This is a genomic window from Nitratireductor sp. GISD-1A_MAKvit (assembly GCF_040819555.1).
GTDB lineage: Bacteria > Pseudomonadota > Alphaproteobacteria > Rhizobiales > Rhizobiaceae > Nitratireductor.
In genome coordinates this window covers 1,787,283-1,804,361 of sequence record NZ_CP161920.1, presented here as the reverse complement: position 1 = coordinate 1,804,361, position 17,079 = coordinate 1,787,283, and the positions used below count along the sequence as shown (strand labels likewise).

The window sequence follows — 17,079 nt, the reverse complement described above, 5'->3', positions numbered from 1 at the left end:
ACCGTCACACCAACTGCCGCCCCTTCTCGTCGATGGCCGTGGCGACCGCCTCGTCGCTCGCCTCGTCGGGCAGCAGCATTTCATTGTGCGCCTTGCCCGATGGGATCATCGGGAAGCAATTGGCCAGTGCCGCCACCCGGCAATCGAAGATCACCGGCTTGTCGATCTCGATCATCTCGCGGATCGCATCGTCCAGTTCACCCGGCTTGTCGCACAGAATGCCGTGACAGCCATAGGCTTCAGCCAGTTTCACGAAATCTGGCATGGCTTCCGTATAGGAATGGGAGAGCCGGTTGCCATGCAGAAGCTGCTGCCACTGGCGGACCATCCCCATATACTGGTTGTTGAGGATGAAGATCTTGATCGGCGCATTGTGCTGCACCGCCGCGCTCATTTCCTGAATGGTCATCTGCACCGATGCATCACCGGCAATGTCGATCACCAGGGCGTCGGGATGCGCGATCTGCACGCCAAGGGCAGCCGGCAGGCCATAGCCCATCGTGCCCAGGCCGCCCGAGGTCATCCAGTGATTGGGCGATTCAAAGCCGAAATGCTGCGCAGCCCACATCTGGTGCTGGCCGACTTCGGTCGTCACATAGACATCCCGATCCTTTGTCAGTTCATAAAGACGCTGGATCGCATATTGCGGCATGATCACGTCATTGTTCGGCTTGTAGGCGAGAGAGTCCCGAGCCCGCCAGATGTCGATCTGGGTCCACCAGGGCTTGAGCGCATCCCGGTTGCCCTTGGTCGTCGCCCGCCACAACCGAACCAGATCTTCCAGAATACGCCCCGCATCGCCGATGATCGGCACGTCCACACGGACGTTCTTGTTGATCGAAGAGGGATCGATATCGATATGGATCTTGCGCGAGTTCGGCGAGAAAGCGTCCAGCCGACCGGTGATGCGGTCGTCGAAGCGCGCGCCGATGCAAAGCATGACATCACAGTCATGCATCGCCATGTTGGCCTCATAGGTGCCGTGCATGCCCAGCATGCCCAGCCATTTGTCACCGGATGCGGGATAGGCGCCCAGCCCCATGAGCGTAGACGTGATCGGGAAACCCGTGAGGTCCACCAGCTCGCGCAGGAGTTGGCTTGCCTCCGGCCCCGCATTGATCACGCCGCCGCCCGAATAGATGACCGGCTTCTTCGCGTGGGCCATCAGCTCGATCGCGGCCTTGACCTGGTTGATGTCACCCTGCTCCTGCGGGTGATAGCTGGTGCGCGGTGCGGTCTGGGGCGGGGTGTAGCTCCCCTTGGCGAACTGGATGTCCTTGGGGATGTCGACAACCACCGGCCCCGGTCGCCCCGTGGTCGCCACATGAAAGGCTTCGTGAATGATCGATGCAAGTTCGTTGACATCCTTCACCAGCCAGTTGTGCTTCGTGCACGGGCGCGTGATCCCAACCGTATCGCACTCCTGAAAGGCGTCGGAGCCGATCAGCGCCGTCGGCACCTGACCGCTGATGCAAACGAGCGGAATGGAATCCATCAGGGCGTCCTGCAGCGGCGTAACGGCATTCGTGGCGCCAGGACCGGAGGTCACGAGCATCACACCGGCCTTGCCGGTTGCGCGTGCGTAGCCTTCTGCCGCATGGCCCGCCCCCTGTTCATGGCGCACCAGAACGTGGCGGATGTCTTCCTGCTGAAAGAGCTCGTCATAAATGGGAAGGACGGCGCCCCCCGGATATCCGAAAATATCCTCGACCCCATTGTCCCTGAGCGCCTGCACGACGATCTCCGCACCCGTCATTTCCCGATGGGCGGATGCATCCGCTGCTGGCTCCGACACTGCCTTGTTCATCTTGGTCTTCCGTTCTCTCTACCGGCGAAGTTTGTTTAGCCGCCCCGCGCTCCCAAGGAAACACCGGGCCAATAAAAAAGGCCCCCGGAGGAGCCTGTGTTTCGCGCATGGGAGCTTTCGCCAGACGGCTACGCCGCCTTGCCCATGCGCCTTCCTACGATAAGAATATTTCCTGTCATCATGGTCGCGCACAATAAGGTTGCGGGAACCCCTCGTCAACAGGGTTGTTGCCGGCACCTCGCATCACGCTGTTAACCCAACCTCAACCATACCCTCTCACGACACCTTAACCCGCTTGCCCTAGTCTCCCCATGAGGGAAATGGGGTGAGAAAATGTTTGTGGAGCGCGGGACAACGCAGGGAGAAACCACTTCGCAGGAAAGGCGCGCAGCCGACCAGCCGCGCACCCGCCTGCTCGGCCATGTGGTGCATTGCGACGGTGCCCGCGCCACCATCGCGGCAGAAACCGAGGTCGACGAAAACGGCCAGACCAATTACTGGACCGTCGGCAAGATGATCTCCATCAATCTTGGCGCCACCCGCACCGTCGGTCTTGTCTATGCGGTGGAGCGACCGGAGCATCGCTGGCGCAATGGAGAAGCCAACCCCATCGCCATTTCCGTCGAGCTGGTAGGCGAGGTGCGAGACCGCGGCCTGCAACCGGTCTTCGACCGCGGCATTACGGAGTATCCCCATATCGGCGCGCCGGCTCACCGCATTCGCTCGCGCGACCTGCAGGCGGTCTACGATCTTGCCGGCAGGCAACAGGCCGTCATAGGAAAACTGTCCCAGGATGAAGCGATCGACGCCTGCATTGCGGTCGACGACACGCTCAATCGCCATTTTGCAGTGGTTGGAACCACAGGCGTGGGCAAATCGTCAGCGGTCTCACTTCTGCTGCGCAAGACCATCGCATCGCGCCCGGATCTGCGTGTTCTCATTCTTGATCCACACAACGAGTTCGCCTCCGCCCTGCCGGAACACGCCGTGCGCGTCGGCCCCTCGACCCTTGAACTTCCATTCTGGCTGTTTCGTCTGGAAGAGCTGGTCGAGGTCCTGTTTCGCGGGCGCGAACCCGTGGCAGAGGAAGTCGAGTTGCTTCGGGATCTCATCCCCCACGCCAAGCACAATTACCGAGCATCCAGCAGCGCATCCTCGCTGCGCCGGTCTCAGGATGCCAACGGACTCACCGCCGACACGCCGGTCCCCTATCGCATGGCCGATGTGATCAAGGAGATCGATGCACGTGTCGGGCAACTGGAAACCCGAGCGGAGCGCCCGCTGTACCGCAGCCTGAAGTCGCGCATAGAGGGAGCGCTCAACGACCCGCGCTACCGCTTCATGTTCAATGCCCGTGTCATCGAAGACACGATCCACGAAACAATCGGAAAGCTGTTTCGTATTCCCGCCAACGGCAAAACGGTAACCTGCTTCGAGATGGCCGGCATGCCGCCAGAGGTGGTCAATTCGGTCTGTTCCGTCATGGCACGGCTTGCCTTCGACCTTGCTCTCTGGAGCGATGGCAAACTCAATCTACTCGTCGTGTGCGAGGAAGCGCATCGTTACATGCCCGCCGACCCGCGTCTCGGTTTCGCACCGACACGGCACGCGCTGGCACGCATCGCCAAGGAAGGGCGAAAATACGGCTGTTTTCTCGGTGTGGTCACGCAGCGCCCCGGCGAGCTTGATCCCACCGTCCTGTCCCAGTGCTCGACCGTTTTTGCCATGCGGCTTGCCAATGATCAGGATCAGGCGATCATCCGTTCGGCCATCGCGGACTCTTCGGCCTCCACGCTGTCGTTTCTGTCGGCCATGGGCAGGCAGGAGGCCATCGCCTTCGGTGAAGGCGTCGCAACGACGATGCGCATGAAGTTCGAGGCACTGCCCTCCCACGCGCTGCCCGGCCAGCAGCAGGGCGACCGGAGCAGGCCGAAAACCCCGCAGGATGTGGACAGATCGGTGGACCTCGCCGCCATCGTCGAACGGCTTCGTGATACCGGGCGCTTTACCGCCGCGCAGGAGCCCTCTCCTCTCGATATCGGGTCCCCTGTCCCCGCCTCTTCACAGGTGGGCGACAAAGCCTACGGCGCCTACACGCCGAAAGGCGCGCGCGAGAACACCCAGTTGCTGCAGGAGCGCCAGGAAGCGGAAGAATTCAGCCGCTATGGAGCGCCTGTTCTGCCTCCACGCAGCCGCTTCGGCACACGCTGAGACTTCGCAAGCCCTCGGCCCGGGTACAACCCGCACTCCCATTGATGAATGAAATCGCCAATCAATACTGAAGGCGCCGATGCCCATGCAGCCGCATCGGTGTCAGCGCAAATGGTTCGCAGTCGGCATGAATGGTCGTGGACGGATCAGGCGCAGACGCGGTTTCGTCCCAGTCGCTTGGCCTCGTAGAGCATCTTGTCTGCCCGGCGATAGAATTCCTCGGCGGATTCGCGACCATCCCATATGGACAGGCCCACACTGATTGTGACCCTGATGTTCACGTTGCCTGCCTCTATGACGAGGCCGCTTACGGAGCGGCGAATGCGTTCCGCCAGTTTGGCAAGCGATTCATTGTTCATGTTGGGCGCGACGATGGCAAACTCCTCGCCACCCATCCGCGCCACCACATCGTGATAGCGCGTGAGGTCTTTCAGACAGCGCGCCACGGCCCGCAAGACCTCGTCACCCACGTCATGACCATGTGTGTCGTTGACCTGTTTGAAATGGTCGAGATCAAGCACCATCAGGCCAACCGGCTTGTCGATGCGTCGAAATTCCTGAAGATATTCGCGCAACGCGTCGTCAAAAAAACGGCGGTTCTGCATTCCCGTGAGACTGTCCGTGAGAGCAGCGTGTTGCAGCGATTCCGAGCGCGCGCTCAGCGTTTCGGTCATGGCCCGCAACTTGCCTTCTTCACGAACCTGGGTGCGGATCAGGGGGTAGATGAAAAAGACCCCGAAAATCGTCGCAGACCCAAGAAGAACACCGGTAATGAAGAGGATCTGTATGAAGCTTGCGAGGTCATGCGGTGCTGGAAAAACCGTGAGTCCGGTACGCAGCTGCCAATAGGCATAGCCGAGCAAAGCACCGGCACCCAGCACAAGCGAAATGAAAACAAAAAAAGCCGATTCCGCTTTGTGGAAACGCATGCTCGCCCCGAAAAATTCACTCGCGACCTTGTCGCACACTCTCACTTACGCAAGGTTAATTCGCACAGGATAAATACCGGATTTTCAATTTTTGGTTGCATCTACAACAAGATCGACAAGCCTAACTTGCGTCGCATCTGAAGGCGTAACGGCAAGCCGCTTCCACCCGTCGTCCAGTTGATGCCGAAACCAGGTGGTTTGCCGCTTGGAGTAGCGGCGCGTGGCCGTTTTGGCTTGCTCGACCGCTTGCGCGAGCGGGATTTCACCTTGCAGGTACGATGCCAGCTCGCGAACGCCAATGGCTTTCATCGCCGGCAACTCAGGCGCAAGTTTCAGGGAGAGGAGCGCACGAACCTCTTCAAGCCCGCCCTGCGCGATCATCCGGTCAAAACGTCGTTCGATACGCTCGACAACGAATGACCGGTCGGGCTCCAGAACCACTTTGACACTCGTTGCGCTGGATACGAGTGGAGGTGTGTTTTCCTTTTGCCATTCGCTCAGTGGTCGGCCACTGGCCTCGTGCACCTCCAGTGCACGCGTGATGCGCTGTCCGTCGGTCTGGCCGATAGAGGCAGCCGCCTCCGGGTCCCGCTCCTGGAGAATTCGATGCAATGCCTCGGGCCCTTCGGCGACAAGCCGCTCGCGCCAGCGCCTGCGCAGCTTGGGAGGAACCGCCGGTGTTTTTGCAATACCTTCCAGAAGAGCGCGAAAATAAAGCCCCGTCCCGCCCACGAATATGGGGCGCCGTTCCTGCAGGAAGCCACTGGTGCAAAGCTGCGCGACATCGGCAAGCCAAGCGCCTGTCGAATAGGCGACGGAGGGCGGCACATGTCCGTAGAGCGCATGCGGCACCCTGTTCAGATCGTCCGGGCCGGGCCGGGCCGAGAGAACCGAGAGAACATCATAGACCTGCATCGAGTCCGCATTGATGACAACCCCGCCGGTTTTCCGGGCAATGTCTACCGCCAGTGCAGACTTGCCGCTTGCCGTCGGCCCCGCTATCAAAATCGCATCATTCAACATGCCCGCCGCTCATCATCTCGGAAAACGCCCATGTCCCTTGTCGCTACCCTCGTCTCGCATCCAGCAAAGCGCGCCCTCACGCCAGCGGTTGCGACTATGGCCATGAACGCCGTGGATGCAAGCCAGATCGACTGGCTCGGTAAAGACGTGGCCTGCGACATTGCCCTGCCAGGAGAGATCGATCCGCGCGAAGCAGAGGATGCTCTTCGGGGTGCACTTGCCGGACTTCCAATCGATCTTGCCGTGCAGGAAGCAGGCAATCGACGCAAGAAGATGCTGATCGCGGACATGGATTCCACGATGATTGACCAGGAATGCATCGATGAGCTGGCCGCCGAACTCGGATTGAAAGACGCCGTCGCCGCCATCACCCAGCGCGCAATGAATGGCGAAATCGCCTTTGAGCCTGCGCTGGAAGAGCGGGTCGCCCTGCTGGAGGGACTGCCGCTCGACATCATTGGCAGTGTAATCGAGAAACGCATAACCCTCGCCTCGGGCGGGCGCAGCCTGGTGGCAACCATGAATGCAGCCGGCGCCTTTACAGCCCTTGTTTCAGGCGGCTTCGTCCAGTTCACCGTCCCCGTCGCACAGATGCTGGGCTTCCAGACCCAACAGGCCAATCGCCTGCTGGAGACGGATGGAAAACTCACCGGACAGGTGGAGAAACCCATTCTCGGCCGTGCTGCCAAAGCCGTCGCACTCGATCGTTTTGCTCAGGAGCATGGGATCACGCATCAGGATGTTCTTGCCGTCGGCGACGGGGCAAATGATCTCGATATGCTGGAGCTTGCGGGGCTTGGTGTCGCGCTGCATGCCAAACCGGCCGTCGCCGAGCAGGCGCGTGTCCGCATCGACCATGGTGACCTGACCGCTCTTCTCTTTCTTCAGGGGTATCGGGAGACGGAGTTCGTATCATGACGATCATCGAAACCGCGCGTCTTCTGCTTCGCAACTGGCGCGACGAAGACCGTTCGCTATTCCATCGCATCAATTCCGATGACACGGTCATGGAGTTCTTCCCCTTTCGCCGCAACCGCGAGGAAGCGGACAAATTGATGGATTTCATCCGCGATGGCATCACACGAAACGGCTTCGGCTTCGCCGCCGCGGAAGTGAAGGAGACGGGCGAGCTCATCGGCTTCGTCGGCTTGCACCGGGTCACGGGGCTTGCCAACCTGCCCGATGGCGCGATTGAGATCGGCTGGAGGCTCGCACCGGAGTTTTGGGGCAAGGGCTACGTCACGGAGGCAGCAGACGCCTGGCTCGAGTTTGGCTTCGAAACCCTGAACCTTGAGGAAATCGTCTCTTTCGCGGTGGCGGAAAATGACCGATCGATCGCCGTCATGCGCCGCATCGGCATGACGCGGGACCGGGATGGGGATTTCGATCATCCGTCGGTTCCAGACAGCCAAGCCGGGCTGAAACACCATGTGCTTTACCGGCTCTCCAGAGCCGACTGGCAGTCACGGCACCAATAGAAAAGCCCGCAGCCGGGAGCTGCGGGCTTGCCTGTTCCTTCCGGCGGGATGAACGTCAGTCCATCCGAAGCGTCACGAAGCGTAACTCACCGTTCTTTGCCGCGAGCATCAGAAGGGCGTTGCGACGCCCCTGCCCTTTCAGCTCTTCAAGTCGGTCCAGCGCCTCCTTGGGCGTTGAAACGGTTGCCTGGGCAATCTCCACGATAACGTCGCCGGCGTTGACACCCTTCCCGCTGGCAGCAGATCCCTCGTCGACCTTGGTGATGACGACGCCGTTCACGTCTGCCGAAATCTCGAATTTCTCGCGCAACGCATCGTCGAGCGCGGCCATGTGCATTCCCAGAACGACTGCGGAAGAAACCGTTTCGCCATCGTCGCTGGCTTCACTGTCCCGGATCTCTGCCGAAGCAAGCTTTTCACTGTCTTCGAGCCGACCGAGTGTCACGCGCACGGTCTGCTCCTCGCCCTGACGAACAACCGTGACGTCCACTTCCTTGCCCACGGCGCTCTCGGCGACAATGCGCGGCAGCTCGCGAACATTGGTGACCGTCTTGCCGTCAAACTCCACGATCACATCGCCCGGCTGGATCGAGCCGTCATCGACCGGCCCGCCCTCAATGATGCCGCTCACCATGGCGCCCATGGCCTTGTCCATGCCAAGGCTTTCGGCAATTTCGTCGGTAACTTCCTGAATGCGCACACCGAGCCAGCCGCGGCGGGTTTCGCCAAACTCGCGCAGCTGATCAACCACCTTGATGGCAAGCGCCGAGGGGATGGAAAAACCGATGCCGATCGAGCCCCCCGTCGGTGAGATGATGGCGGTGTTGATGCCGATCACCTCTCCATCCATGTTGAAAAGAGGCCCCCCGGAATTGCCCCGGTTGATCGCTGCATCGGTCTGAATGAAATCGTCATAGGGCCCTGAACCGATCTCGCGGTTGCGGGCCGAAACAATGCCCACAGTCACTGTGCCGCCGAGCCCGAACGGGTTGCCGATGGCCATCACCCAGTCACCGATGCGCATCCTGTCGGAATCGCCAAACGGCACTTCCTGCAGGTCCCGCTGGCTCGCATCCACCTTGAGCACGGCCAGGTCCGTCTTGGTGTCGACCCCGAGCAGTTCCGCATCGAGCTTTCCGCCGTCGGTGAAGTTGACAACGATCTCGTCAGCACCCGAAATCACGTGGTTGTTGGTCACGACGATGCCTTCATCCGCATCGATCACGAAACCCGATCCGAGCGACTGCGCCTGGCGCGGACCACGTTCCGCTTCCGGCTCATCATCGAAAAAGTCGTCGAAAAACTCCTGCAGGGGAGAACCCTCGGGAAGTTTGGGGAGAGGCACGCGCCCCGACGAGGGACCATCGGCCGAACGGGAGGTGGAAATGTTCACCACCGCTCCGGCAAGTCGCTCGGCCAGATCGGCAACCGATGCCGGCCCCTGCGCCTGTGCATGCTGGGCGGTTACCGCCGGCATGACGGCGAGACCGGAAAAACCCATCAGGGCGGCCACCGGTGCCACGCGCACCGCGCGTAAAATCTTGGTCGGAATCATAAACAGCGTTTCTCCAGATGGCTTCCATTGGGAAGACCCGTGGGCGGAACAGTAAGCCGGATGGTCGTCAAATTCCATTAACAGGCACTTCACGGATGCATGATCCGGCGCGAATGCGGCACGTTTACGGCCCGCATGTGAATTCCATGCGGGCCGCTATACGCGTCATCCTCTGGCAAGCCAGACCACGAAAACGCCCGCGATCATGGCCGTGATCCCGGCAAAGCGCAGCGCGCTCTCGGGGATCTCCAGCATTTGCAGGGCAAGCCGTTTCGCCAGCCCCGGCATCCCGCCATAGACCAGGCCCTCGATCACGAGAACAAGGCCCAGAGCGGCGATGAAGTCATTCATGCAGACCGCCGATCACTGACCGGCAGCCGCACCCTGTGGCGAGGAGCTGGGCCCCGCGCCACTGGAATCCTTGAAGAAACGGAAGAACTCCGAATCCGGCGAGAGAAGCATGGTCGTGCCGCTCGGCTCCAGCGCCTGCTGATAGGCATTCATCGAGCGATAGAACTCGAAGAAATCCTCATCGCGGGAAAACGCTCCCGCAAAGATCGCGTTGCGCTCTGCTTCGCCCTCACCACGCAGGATCTCCGATTCACGCTGCGCTGCCGCCAGAATTTCCACCACCTCGCGGTCGGCACGTGCCCGGATACGGGCGGCCGCTTCACGACCGCGTGCGCGCAAACGCTCGGCCTCGGCCAGACGCTCCGCCTTCATGCGGTCATAGGTCTGTTGCGAAACTTCCGCCGTAAGATCGGTCCTGCGAATACGGACATCCTCGATCTCAAGGCCCAGAGAAGCAGCCGCAGGCCGCAGTTCTTCGGCAACCTCACGCATCATCGATGCACGTTCTTCCGAAAGCGCCGCCTCAAAGCCGCGCCGGCCATAGACCCCGCGCAAAGCGGAATCGAGGCGGGTGCGCAGGCGCTGTTCTGCCAGCGCAATGCTGCCCGAAACGGTCTGTCGGAAGCGACGCGGATCGCTGATCGAGTAGGCGATGAAGGCATCGACCTCGTAGAACTTGCCGCCCGAAACCTGCACGCGGATATCATCCAGATCGAAACGAAGGATACGATCTTCGATGATCTGCACATTGTCCGCTTCCAGGAAGGCAAACGGCAGCTTGAAGTAAAGTCCGGGCTCCCTCTTCACTTCGACGATCTCACCAAAGCGAAGAACAATCGCCTGCTGGCGTTCATTCACCACGAAAATCGCCGAGTACAACAGGAACAGAAGAACCGCACCGATGATCACGAAAACTGGGAAACGGTTGGACATCAGTTACTACCTCCCGCGGTTCCACGCGGCTGCTGCGATTGCTGGCGAAGCTCGGGCAGTGGCAGATAGGGCACGACACCCTGCCCGTTGCCCTGCTCCACAATCACCTTGTTGGAGCCCCGCAGCACGTTTTCCATGGTTTCCAGGAAGAGGCGCTTGCGCGTAACGTCCGGAGCCTTGGCATACTCGTCATAGACGGAGATGAAGCGCTGCGCCTCACCCTCGGCCTCCTGAACCACACGGTTCTTGTAGGCGGCCGCTTCTTCGCGGATCTGGGCTGCTTCACCGCGTGCCTGGCCGAGCTGCTGGTTGGAGTACTGGTTGGCTTCCTCGACGAAACGGTCCTCGTCCTGTTCGGCGCGCTGAACCTCGTCAAACGCATCGGCCACCTCGCGTGGCGGTGCTGCGTCCTCGATCGAAAGCGCATTCACCGTCAAACCGGTACCATATTCGTCCAGCGCGGTCTGGATCGTCTGCCGCACATCGTCGGCAATCCCCTGACGGTCGTCACGGAAAATGTCCTGTGCGGGGCGCCGGCCCACGACCTCGCGCATGGCGCTTTCCGCCACCTGCCGCAGCGTCTCGTCCGGGCTTGCCACGTTGAAGAGATAGGCAGAAGGATCGGCAACCTGATAGGCAACCGAGAACTTCACGTCGACGATGTTCTGATCCCCCGAAAGCATCAGCCCGCTGGATGTTCCACCGCGCACCGCACCGATATCGACGAGACGCTCGGCGATGGACGCCTTTTCAACCGTCTCGACCGGCCACCAGTGGAAGTGCAGGCCAGGCTCGGAGAGCTCGGGCTTGGGCTTGCCGAACCGCAGCTCAACAGCCACTTCGTCCGGCTGAACCGTATAGACGGACTTGAAGAGCCACAGGCCGACAAGCGCGATCAGCACGAGGCCGATCATCGCCGGGCTGACCCCGCCGCCGCCGGGCAGCGCGCTCTTCAACCGGTCCTGGCCACGCTTTATGATCTCTTCCAGATCGGGTGGAGAACCCTGCGGTCCACTCGGCCCACGCGGCCCCTGATCCCAGGGGCCTCCGTTATTGCCGCCGCCCCAAGGGGCCGCCTCCGCCACTTTGATTGTTCCAGGGCATTCTTGTTCCTTTTCTCGATCCGGGTACCGACGAAGGGCCGGTTCTCCCATCCGGTCTGTTATAGGGAGCGGCAAATCCGCTTTCAACGCGGCAGCCCGCCGCGTTCAGCGCTCTTTCATGCCAAACGGGCCTTGCCCCGCCTGCTCAGCGTCGTTCGTAGACCACATAGGTGGTGGCGTAAACGTCCTTTTCGCCCGCGGGCACCTCTTCGCGCGCCTGTTCGGCCCAGATTTCGGGACGAATTTCGGGAAACACGGTATCGCCTTCGGTCTTCGCATGCACATGCGTCACATGCAGCCGGTCGGCCATCTCCATCGCCGCGCGATAGATCTGCCCACCGCCGATGATGGCGATATCGTTTTTTTCTCCGGCGTCGTCCACAAGCGCAAGCGCCTCCTCAAGCGAGGAAGCGCATTCAGCCTCCTGCGCGCGGTACCCCGCCTGCCGCGTCACCACGATGTTGCGCCGCCCCGGCAAGGGACGACCAATGCTTTCCCATGTCTTGCGCCCCATGATCACAGGCTTGCCAAGCGTGATTGCCTTGAAACGCTTCAAGTCCGTGGAGAGGCGCCAGGGCAGATCACCCTCGCGTCCAATGACACGGTTTTCGTCCATCGCCACAACCAGTTCGACAGCCATTGCCCCCTCCCCCATCAAACCGCGATCGGTGCGCGGATGGAAGGATCCGCCACATAGCCGTCCAGACGAAAATCCTCGAACCGGAAGGCGAACAGATCGGTCACATCGGGGTTGATCCACATTGTCGGCAACGGTTTGGGAGTGCGGGACAACTGTTCGCGCGCCTGATCAAAATGATTTGAATAAAGATGCGCATCGCCGAGCGTGTGCACGAAATCGCCCGCTTTCAGCCCCACGACCTGGGCCACCATCATCGTCATGAGCGCGTAGGAAGCGATGTTGAAGGGAACGCCCAGAAAAATGTCGGCAGAGCGCTGATAGAGCTGGCATGAGAGCCGCCCCTCGGCAACGTGGAACTGAAACAGACAGTGACAGGGCGGCAGCGCCATCGAATCGACCTCGGCCGGGTTCCAGGCGGAAACCACATGCCGCCGCGAATGAGGATTTTCACGCAGCCCCTTCAAAAGATTCGCAATCTGATCGATCTGCGTCCCATCCGGTGCCGGCCATGAGCGCCACTGCGCCCCGTAGACCGGCCCCAGATCGCCATTCTCATCAGCCCATTCATCCCATATGGAAACACCGTTTTCCTTGAGATAGGCGATGTTCGTGTCCCCCTTCAGGAACCACAAAAGCTCATGGATGATTGAGCGGAGATGCAGCTTCTTGGTGGTGAGAACAGGAAAGCCCGCGGCAAGATCAAACCGCATCTGATAGCCGAAAACGCCGCGCGTTCCCGTCCCGGTTCGATCATCGCGATCAACGCCATTTTCCAGAACGTGGGAGAGAAGATCGAGATACTGCTGCATGATGGTCCGATTCGCACTTGCGTTTTCACCGCATCATAAAGCAGTCCCCGACCACGGAAAGTGCACGCCTGTGCATTCCCTGCAGGCTCCACACGACATTTTCCTGCAAAACGAAAAACGCCCCCTTCATGCGAAGAGGGCGTCACGACTGGAGGTCGTTTACAGCTCAGAGACTGGAGAGTTTGCTAAGATGCTTGGCAACGAGATAGTAGAAAGTCACGCGGCTCTTGGAATTGTCACCCGACATGGTCTCACAGACCTTTTCGATGATGGTGTCGCATTTCGCGCCATCCGTCTCGCCAAGCTTCTTCATGCACCAGCTTTCACGCACGCGGTCGAGTTCGCTTGAATCACTGCACGAGACCAGCGAGGAGTCCCGGTTGCGCAACGCGATGCCAAGATGCTTCACGATCTTGTTGACCACATCCTCGCTGGCGGTTGCATCGTATTTGCGGACATCCGCAAGATAATCGGCCATGATATTTCCCTCATTTCAGATCGTGGGCCGCTTCGACAATGTCCGGCTGACCGCGCAACCCCAACGTTTGTCAAAATCTTTCCCACACCAGTAACGACATTCCGCAAAGCTTCGCGGCAAGTCAATGCCGAAACCGGTGCAATTTCGTACAAACGCCCCTTTCCATGCACTGCCGGGCTCACTATATTCGCTGCGTCGGCTTGACCGACTATGGCGATAAACTGCCGATGAAATAAGCCATTCGGACCCGGGGGCAGTGCCCGGCGCCTCCACCACAAACTGCCGAAAGGCGATCAGCCAGCGGGCACGTTGTGATGGGGGCGAAACAGGATCGACGAGGGTGTAAAGATCGGACTTTCGCTCGGCATGATACCACCGTTATCGGGTCAACTCAGTAGTTGCAAACGACAACTATGCGGAGGCACGTCTCGCTGCTTAATGCAGTGCGACAGCTTCACTTCAACTCCTAAGGGTTCGCACCTTTAGGCGGGGTCCGGAGGCACCTGGCAACAGAAGCCTCCACTTTCCCTTTCACACACTGGAAGCGCAGCAGGCAGGGCCAAACGGCACCCGCCGCCGGATTTGCCCGCCTATTGGGCAGGCTGAACCGCTTCCCCGCTTCGCCCCAGCGTCAGATGGGTGAGCACCAGCGCGATCAGCGCGCAAATGGCGATGCTCGCCACCATGGGAAGAGGCGTTCCATCGAAGAAAAGACCGGAAACCGCCATGGCAAGCGCACCGGTTGCAAAATGCAGCGTGCCCAGAAGAGCCGAGGCAGTACCTGCAATCGTGCCATGATCGTCCATCGCGAGAACGGATGTGGTCGGGATCACCAGCCCGAGAAAGCCGTAGCCCACGAAAAGAAACGACGCCAGCACCCACAATGACTGCATTCCCGAGGCCATGACGGCGAACATCGCAACAATCGTTGCCGCATAGCAGGTGACCGCGACGCGCACGACACGGCGCAGCCCATAGCGTTCCGTCAGATATCCGGTGAGCTGGGACATGGTGAAAAATGCCACCGCATTGATCGAAAAGAACACGCTGTAAAGCGTCGGCGACAAACCGTAATGATCGATCAGCACAAAGGATGAGCTCGACAGATAAACGAAAAAGCTCGAAATGCCGAACCCGCCAATAAAGGTCAGGCCAAGAAACTTTCTGTCACCAAGTAGAAACCGGTATCCCGCAAGCGCACTGCGCAACGAACTGCCCTCCCGCGCACTGGCGGGTCGCGTTTCTTTCAGCGCCGTCGCGAGAAGCGCGATTGCAAGCACCGCCGCTCCCGTCACTGTCCAGAACACGGCTCTCCAGCCCAGCGTCGCGATCACCGCACTGCCCGTCAACGGAGCCAGAATGGGAGAGATCGAGAAAACCAGCATGAGCAGCGACATCAGACGTGCTGCCTCGGTGCCTGTGTGCATGTCGCGCACAACCGCACGCGGAACAACCATTCCCGCCGATGCGCCCAGCCCCTGCAAAAACCGGAAAGCGATCAGCATCTCGATGTTGGCTGCCAGAGCCGCCCCGATGCTGCCCACGATGAAAAGGCACAGTCCGGCATAGAGTGGTGTCTTCCGCCCGACCATATCGGAAATCGGGCCCACGATGATCTGCGCGAGCCCCATGGACAGAAAAAATACCAGCAGCGACATCTGTACCGAGACCGTGCTCGCATTCAGATCGGCCCCCGATTGTCGGCAGGGCGGGTAGATACATGTCAATGGCGAATGGCCCGACTGCCGTCAGCAAACCCAGCACCAGTGCGATGCGCAAGAATCTCGTGTTCATGATGCAAATCTCTAAAATTGACAGTCGTGGTAAGGCGCCCGGAAGAAAGACGAAGAACCGGAACCAGAATCGACAGGCAATGTGAAAACTATCGGCGAAAGGGTCGCCCCTCCCGCTCTCGGTGCCAATTTTTTTGGACATTGTTGTCTAAAAAGTCAATCAGGCTTATATATTTTTCATGAATATCTTGAATGCTCCTGACACATTCCCGACACGCGGCAACGCAGCCAAGCGCCGCTCGATACTGGAGGCTGGCGCGCGCGTGTTCTGCCGGGAAGGTTATACGGGCGCCAATATCGACATGATCGCGGCGGAAGCCGGCGTGTCGCGGCAGACCGTCTACAATCATCATGGCGACAAGGATCGACTCTTTGCCGCGGTGGTTGCCGAAATAACCCACCGCTGCAATGCGCGCAGTTTCGAGGTTCTTGCAACCTTTCCCGATCGCCCGGATGATCTTGAAAAAGACCTCACCGAGTTCGCGGTCCGGCTCACGAAAAATTGCCTGTGCGATCTGGATGGAAAGTTTTTGCGAAAGCTGATCCAGAACGAGGGAGAGCGTTACCCGCACCTTTTCGAGACCTGGCGTTCGGATGGTCCAGGCAAGGTCTGGTCGGCACTTGCGGCCCGCCTCGCCCGTCTTGCCCATGCAGGGTATCTTGATGTCGCGGACCCGGATATCGCAGGACGCCAGTTCCTTGCCCTGGTCAACGCGGATCTGCAGATGCCTGTTCTGTTCGGAGAAAAGATCTCCGAAGAGCGCTTGCGGGAAACGGCAGCCTGTGCGGTCAGAACCTTTCTGCGCGCCTATGGTAAAAAAGACCGGACCGCAAGTGTCACAACGCCTGCAAGGGTGGCTGTCGGCCCATGAGCTGACAAAAGCTCACCATTTGCCGGTTTACCTGAGCACGGTCCTTGATTAGAGGTAAGTCGAAGATTCACAAACCGGTTCGCCCAATGCCAGAAGACCGCATCCGATACGATATTCTCGCCCAGGACGCATTGCGCGGCGTAATGCGCAAAGTGCTGGCCGAAGTTGCACGCACGGGGCTGCCGGGTGAGCATCATTTCTTCATCACGTTTCTGACCCACGCGCCGGGTGTGCGTGTCTCGTCACGTCTGCGCGAACGCTATCCCGAGCAGATGACGATCGTGTTGCAGTATCAATACTGGGACCTGAAGGTCACGGAAACGGGTTTCGAGGTCGGGCTGTCCTTTGCAGATGTTCCCGAAATGCTCCACGTTCCGTTTTCCGCCGTGCGCGGCTTCTATGACCCTTCCGTGAATTTCGAACTCGAATTCGACGTGAAGCCGGAACAGGCTGCACCGAGTGCGGAGATCACCGAAGTCCACCCGGCAGAAGACGAAGAAGCCACGGACAAACCGGCTCCCCGAAAGAAGTCCACCAGAAAGCCGAAAAAAGAAAAGAGCGAAGCGGAAGCCGAGACTCCGTCGGAAGACGAAGCCCCTGCTACGGAAAACAAGGGGGCCGAGGTCGTCTCACTGGACGCGTTCAGGAAAAAGTAACGATGGCCGAGCTCGTCAATCTCCGACAGCGCCGAAAGCAGCGCAAGCGGGAAGAAAAAGAGCAAAAAGCCGCACAGAACCGTGTTCTTTACGGCCTTACCACTGAGGAACGGTCCCGTCATAAAAGCGCCGGTGCGCGTGCACTCATGCGGCTTGAAGCGCACCGTCTCTCCCCAGAATCCGACACTTTGCCTGAATGAACACGATCGCCAAACGTTCGGTCAGCATTCGCGGTCATCGCACCAGCATTTCCCTCGAAGAGCCTTTTCTGGAAGAGCTGGGAACCATCGCAAGGCGCAGAAACATCTCCCTCGCCGCACTGATAGCGGAAGTGGATGCCAAGCGTAGCGCCGACAGCAATCTGTCATCCGCACTGCGCCTTCACGTTTTTCACGATCTGAAAGCACGCCTGACCGACTTGCGCTGACGCTCCGCGCGGGC

16 protein-coding genes, 1 other RNA gene and 2 pseudogenes are annotated in these 17,079 nt (G+C 59.8%); 8 read left to right on the top strand and 11 right to left on the bottom strand.

The window, feature by feature from the left end; translation table 11 throughout:
• Nucleotides 1-4 precede the first annotated feature (4 nt).
• Entirely contained in the window at nt 5-1,807 is a 1,803-nt protein-coding gene (locus AB2N04_RS09915; RefSeq protein ID WP_367718612.1) for an acetolactate synthase 3 large subunit, read from the bottom strand.
• A 333-nt stretch (nt 1,808-2,140) separates the two neighbouring features.
• Here AB2N04_RS09915 and AB2N04_RS09910 point away from each other — a divergent pair, with 333 nt between their 5' ends.
• Nucleotides 2,141-4,018, top strand: coding sequence for an ATP-binding protein (locus AB2N04_RS09910; protein ID WP_367718611.1), 1,878 nt, complete (start codon nt 2,141-2,143; stop codon nt 4,016-4,018).
• Nucleotides 4,019-4,164: 146 nt separating this feature from the next.
• Here the strand turns inward: AB2N04_RS09910 and AB2N04_RS09905 are convergent, their stop codons facing one another.
• On the bottom strand, nt 4,165-4,947 hold the full coding sequence (locus AB2N04_RS09905; protein ID WP_367718610.1) for a GGDEF domain-containing protein: 783 nt from the start codon (nt 4,945-4,947) through the stop codon (nt 4,165-4,167).
• Between the two features lie 84 nt (nt 4,948-5,031).
• A complete protein-coding gene (miaA, locus tag AB2N04_RS09900) occupies nt 5,032-5,970 on the bottom strand; it encodes a tRNA (adenosine(37)-N6)-dimethylallyltransferase MiaA (protein ID WP_367718609.1) in 939 nt (312 codons plus the stop codon).
• A 30-nt stretch (nt 5,971-6,000) separates the two neighbouring features.
• Between miaA and serB the strand changes: the two genes are divergently transcribed.
• Nucleotides 6,001-6,888 carry a phosphoserine phosphatase SerB gene (gene serB / locus AB2N04_RS09895; RefSeq protein WP_367718608.1) on the top strand — a complete coding sequence of 296 codons (888 nt, stop codon included), beginning with the start codon at nt 6,001-6,003 and terminating at the stop codon, nt 6,886-6,888.
• Nucleotides 6,885-7,448 (top strand): GNAT family N-acetyltransferase, encoded by a 564-nt coding sequence (locus AB2N04_RS09890; RefSeq protein WP_367718607.1) that lies wholly within the window; start codon nt 6,885-6,887, stop codon nt 7,446-7,448. The genes serB and AB2N04_RS09890 overlap by 4 nt, the downstream gene beginning before the upstream one ends.
• Nucleotides 7,449-7,503: 55 nt before the next feature.
• On the opposite strand, the gene AB2N04_RS09885 is transcribed toward AB2N04_RS09890, so the two are convergent.
• The 7 genes and pseudogenes from AB2N04_RS09885 to AB2N04_RS09855 form a co-directional block, all read right to left on the bottom strand.
• Nucleotides 7,504-9,003, bottom strand: coding sequence for a Do family serine endopeptidase (locus AB2N04_RS09885; protein ID WP_367718606.1), 1,500 nt, complete (start codon nt 9,001-9,003; stop codon nt 7,504-7,506).
• 165 nt (nt 9,004-9,168) lie between these two features.
• Entirely contained in the window at nt 9,169-9,354 is a 186-nt protein-coding gene (locus AB2N04_RS09880) for a DUF2065 domain-containing protein (protein ID WP_367718605.1), read from the bottom strand.
• A 12-nt stretch (nt 9,355-9,366) separates the two neighbouring features.
• On the bottom strand, nt 9,367-10,287 hold the full coding sequence (gene hflC, locus AB2N04_RS09875) for a protease modulator HflC (protein WP_367718604.1): 921 nt from the start codon (nt 10,285-10,287) through the stop codon (nt 9,367-9,369).
• A pseudogene (hflK, locus tag AB2N04_RS09870) lies at nt 10,287-11,391 on the bottom strand (FtsH protease activity modulator HflK). Before hflK ends, hflC begins: the two are co-directional and overlap by 1 nt.
• 144 nt (nt 11,392-11,535) lie before the next feature.
• Nucleotides 11,536-12,030 carry a dihydrofolate reductase gene (locus tag AB2N04_RS09865; protein WP_367718603.1) on the bottom strand — a complete coding sequence of 165 codons (495 nt, stop codon included), beginning with the start codon at nt 12,028-12,030 and terminating at the stop codon, nt 11,536-11,538.
• Nucleotides 12,031-12,044: 14 nt separating this feature from the next.
• Nucleotides 12,045-12,839 (bottom strand): thymidylate synthase, encoded by a 795-nt coding sequence (locus AB2N04_RS09860; RefSeq protein ID WP_367718602.1) that lies wholly within the window; start codon nt 12,837-12,839, stop codon nt 12,045-12,047.
• 166 nt (nt 12,840-13,005) lie between these two features.
• Nucleotides 13,006-13,317 (bottom strand): DUF2853 family protein, encoded by a 312-nt coding sequence (locus AB2N04_RS09855; protein ID WP_367718601.1) that lies wholly within the window; start codon nt 13,315-13,317, stop codon nt 13,006-13,008.
• Nucleotides 13,318-13,472: 155 nt separating this feature from the next.
• On the opposite strand from AB2N04_RS09855, the gene ssrA reads away from it, so the two are divergent.
• Nucleotides 13,473-13,841: a transfer-messenger RNA gene (gene ssrA, locus AB2N04_RS09850) on the top strand.
• 66 nt (nt 13,842-13,907) lie between these two features.
• Here ssrA and AB2N04_RS09845 read toward each other — a convergent pair.
• Nucleotides 13,908-15,111: pseudogene (locus AB2N04_RS09845) on the bottom strand (multidrug effflux MFS transporter).
• 178 nt (nt 15,112-15,289) lie between these two features.
• Between AB2N04_RS09845 and AB2N04_RS09840 the strand changes: the two are divergent.
• The 4 genes from AB2N04_RS09840 (at nt 15,290) to AB2N04_RS09825 (ending at nt 17,065) form a co-directional block, all read left to right on the top strand.
• Nucleotides 15,290-15,982 (top strand): TetR/AcrR family transcriptional regulator, encoded by a 693-nt coding sequence (locus tag AB2N04_RS09840; RefSeq protein WP_367718600.1) that lies wholly within the window; start codon nt 15,290-15,292, stop codon nt 15,980-15,982.
• Nucleotides 15,983-16,068: 86 nt separating this feature from the next.
• Complete coding sequence (locus tag AB2N04_RS09835; protein ID WP_367718599.1) at nt 16,069-16,638, top strand: SspB family protein; 570 nt, start codon at nt 16,069-16,071, stop codon at nt 16,636-16,638.
• A 2-nt stretch (nt 16,639-16,640) separates the two neighbouring features.
• Entirely contained in the window at nt 16,641-16,838 is a 198-nt protein-coding gene (locus AB2N04_RS09830; protein ID WP_367718598.1) for a DUF4169 family protein, read from the top strand.
• The gene (locus AB2N04_RS09825) at nt 16,835-17,065 is read left to right on the top strand and encodes a ribbon-helix-helix domain-containing protein (protein ID WP_367718597.1); all 231 of its coding nucleotides are present in this window, start codon (nt 16,835-16,837) and stop codon (nt 17,063-17,065) included. Before AB2N04_RS09830 ends, AB2N04_RS09825 begins: the two co-directional genes overlap by 4 nt.
• Nucleotides 17,066-17,079: the final 14 nt, after the last annotated feature.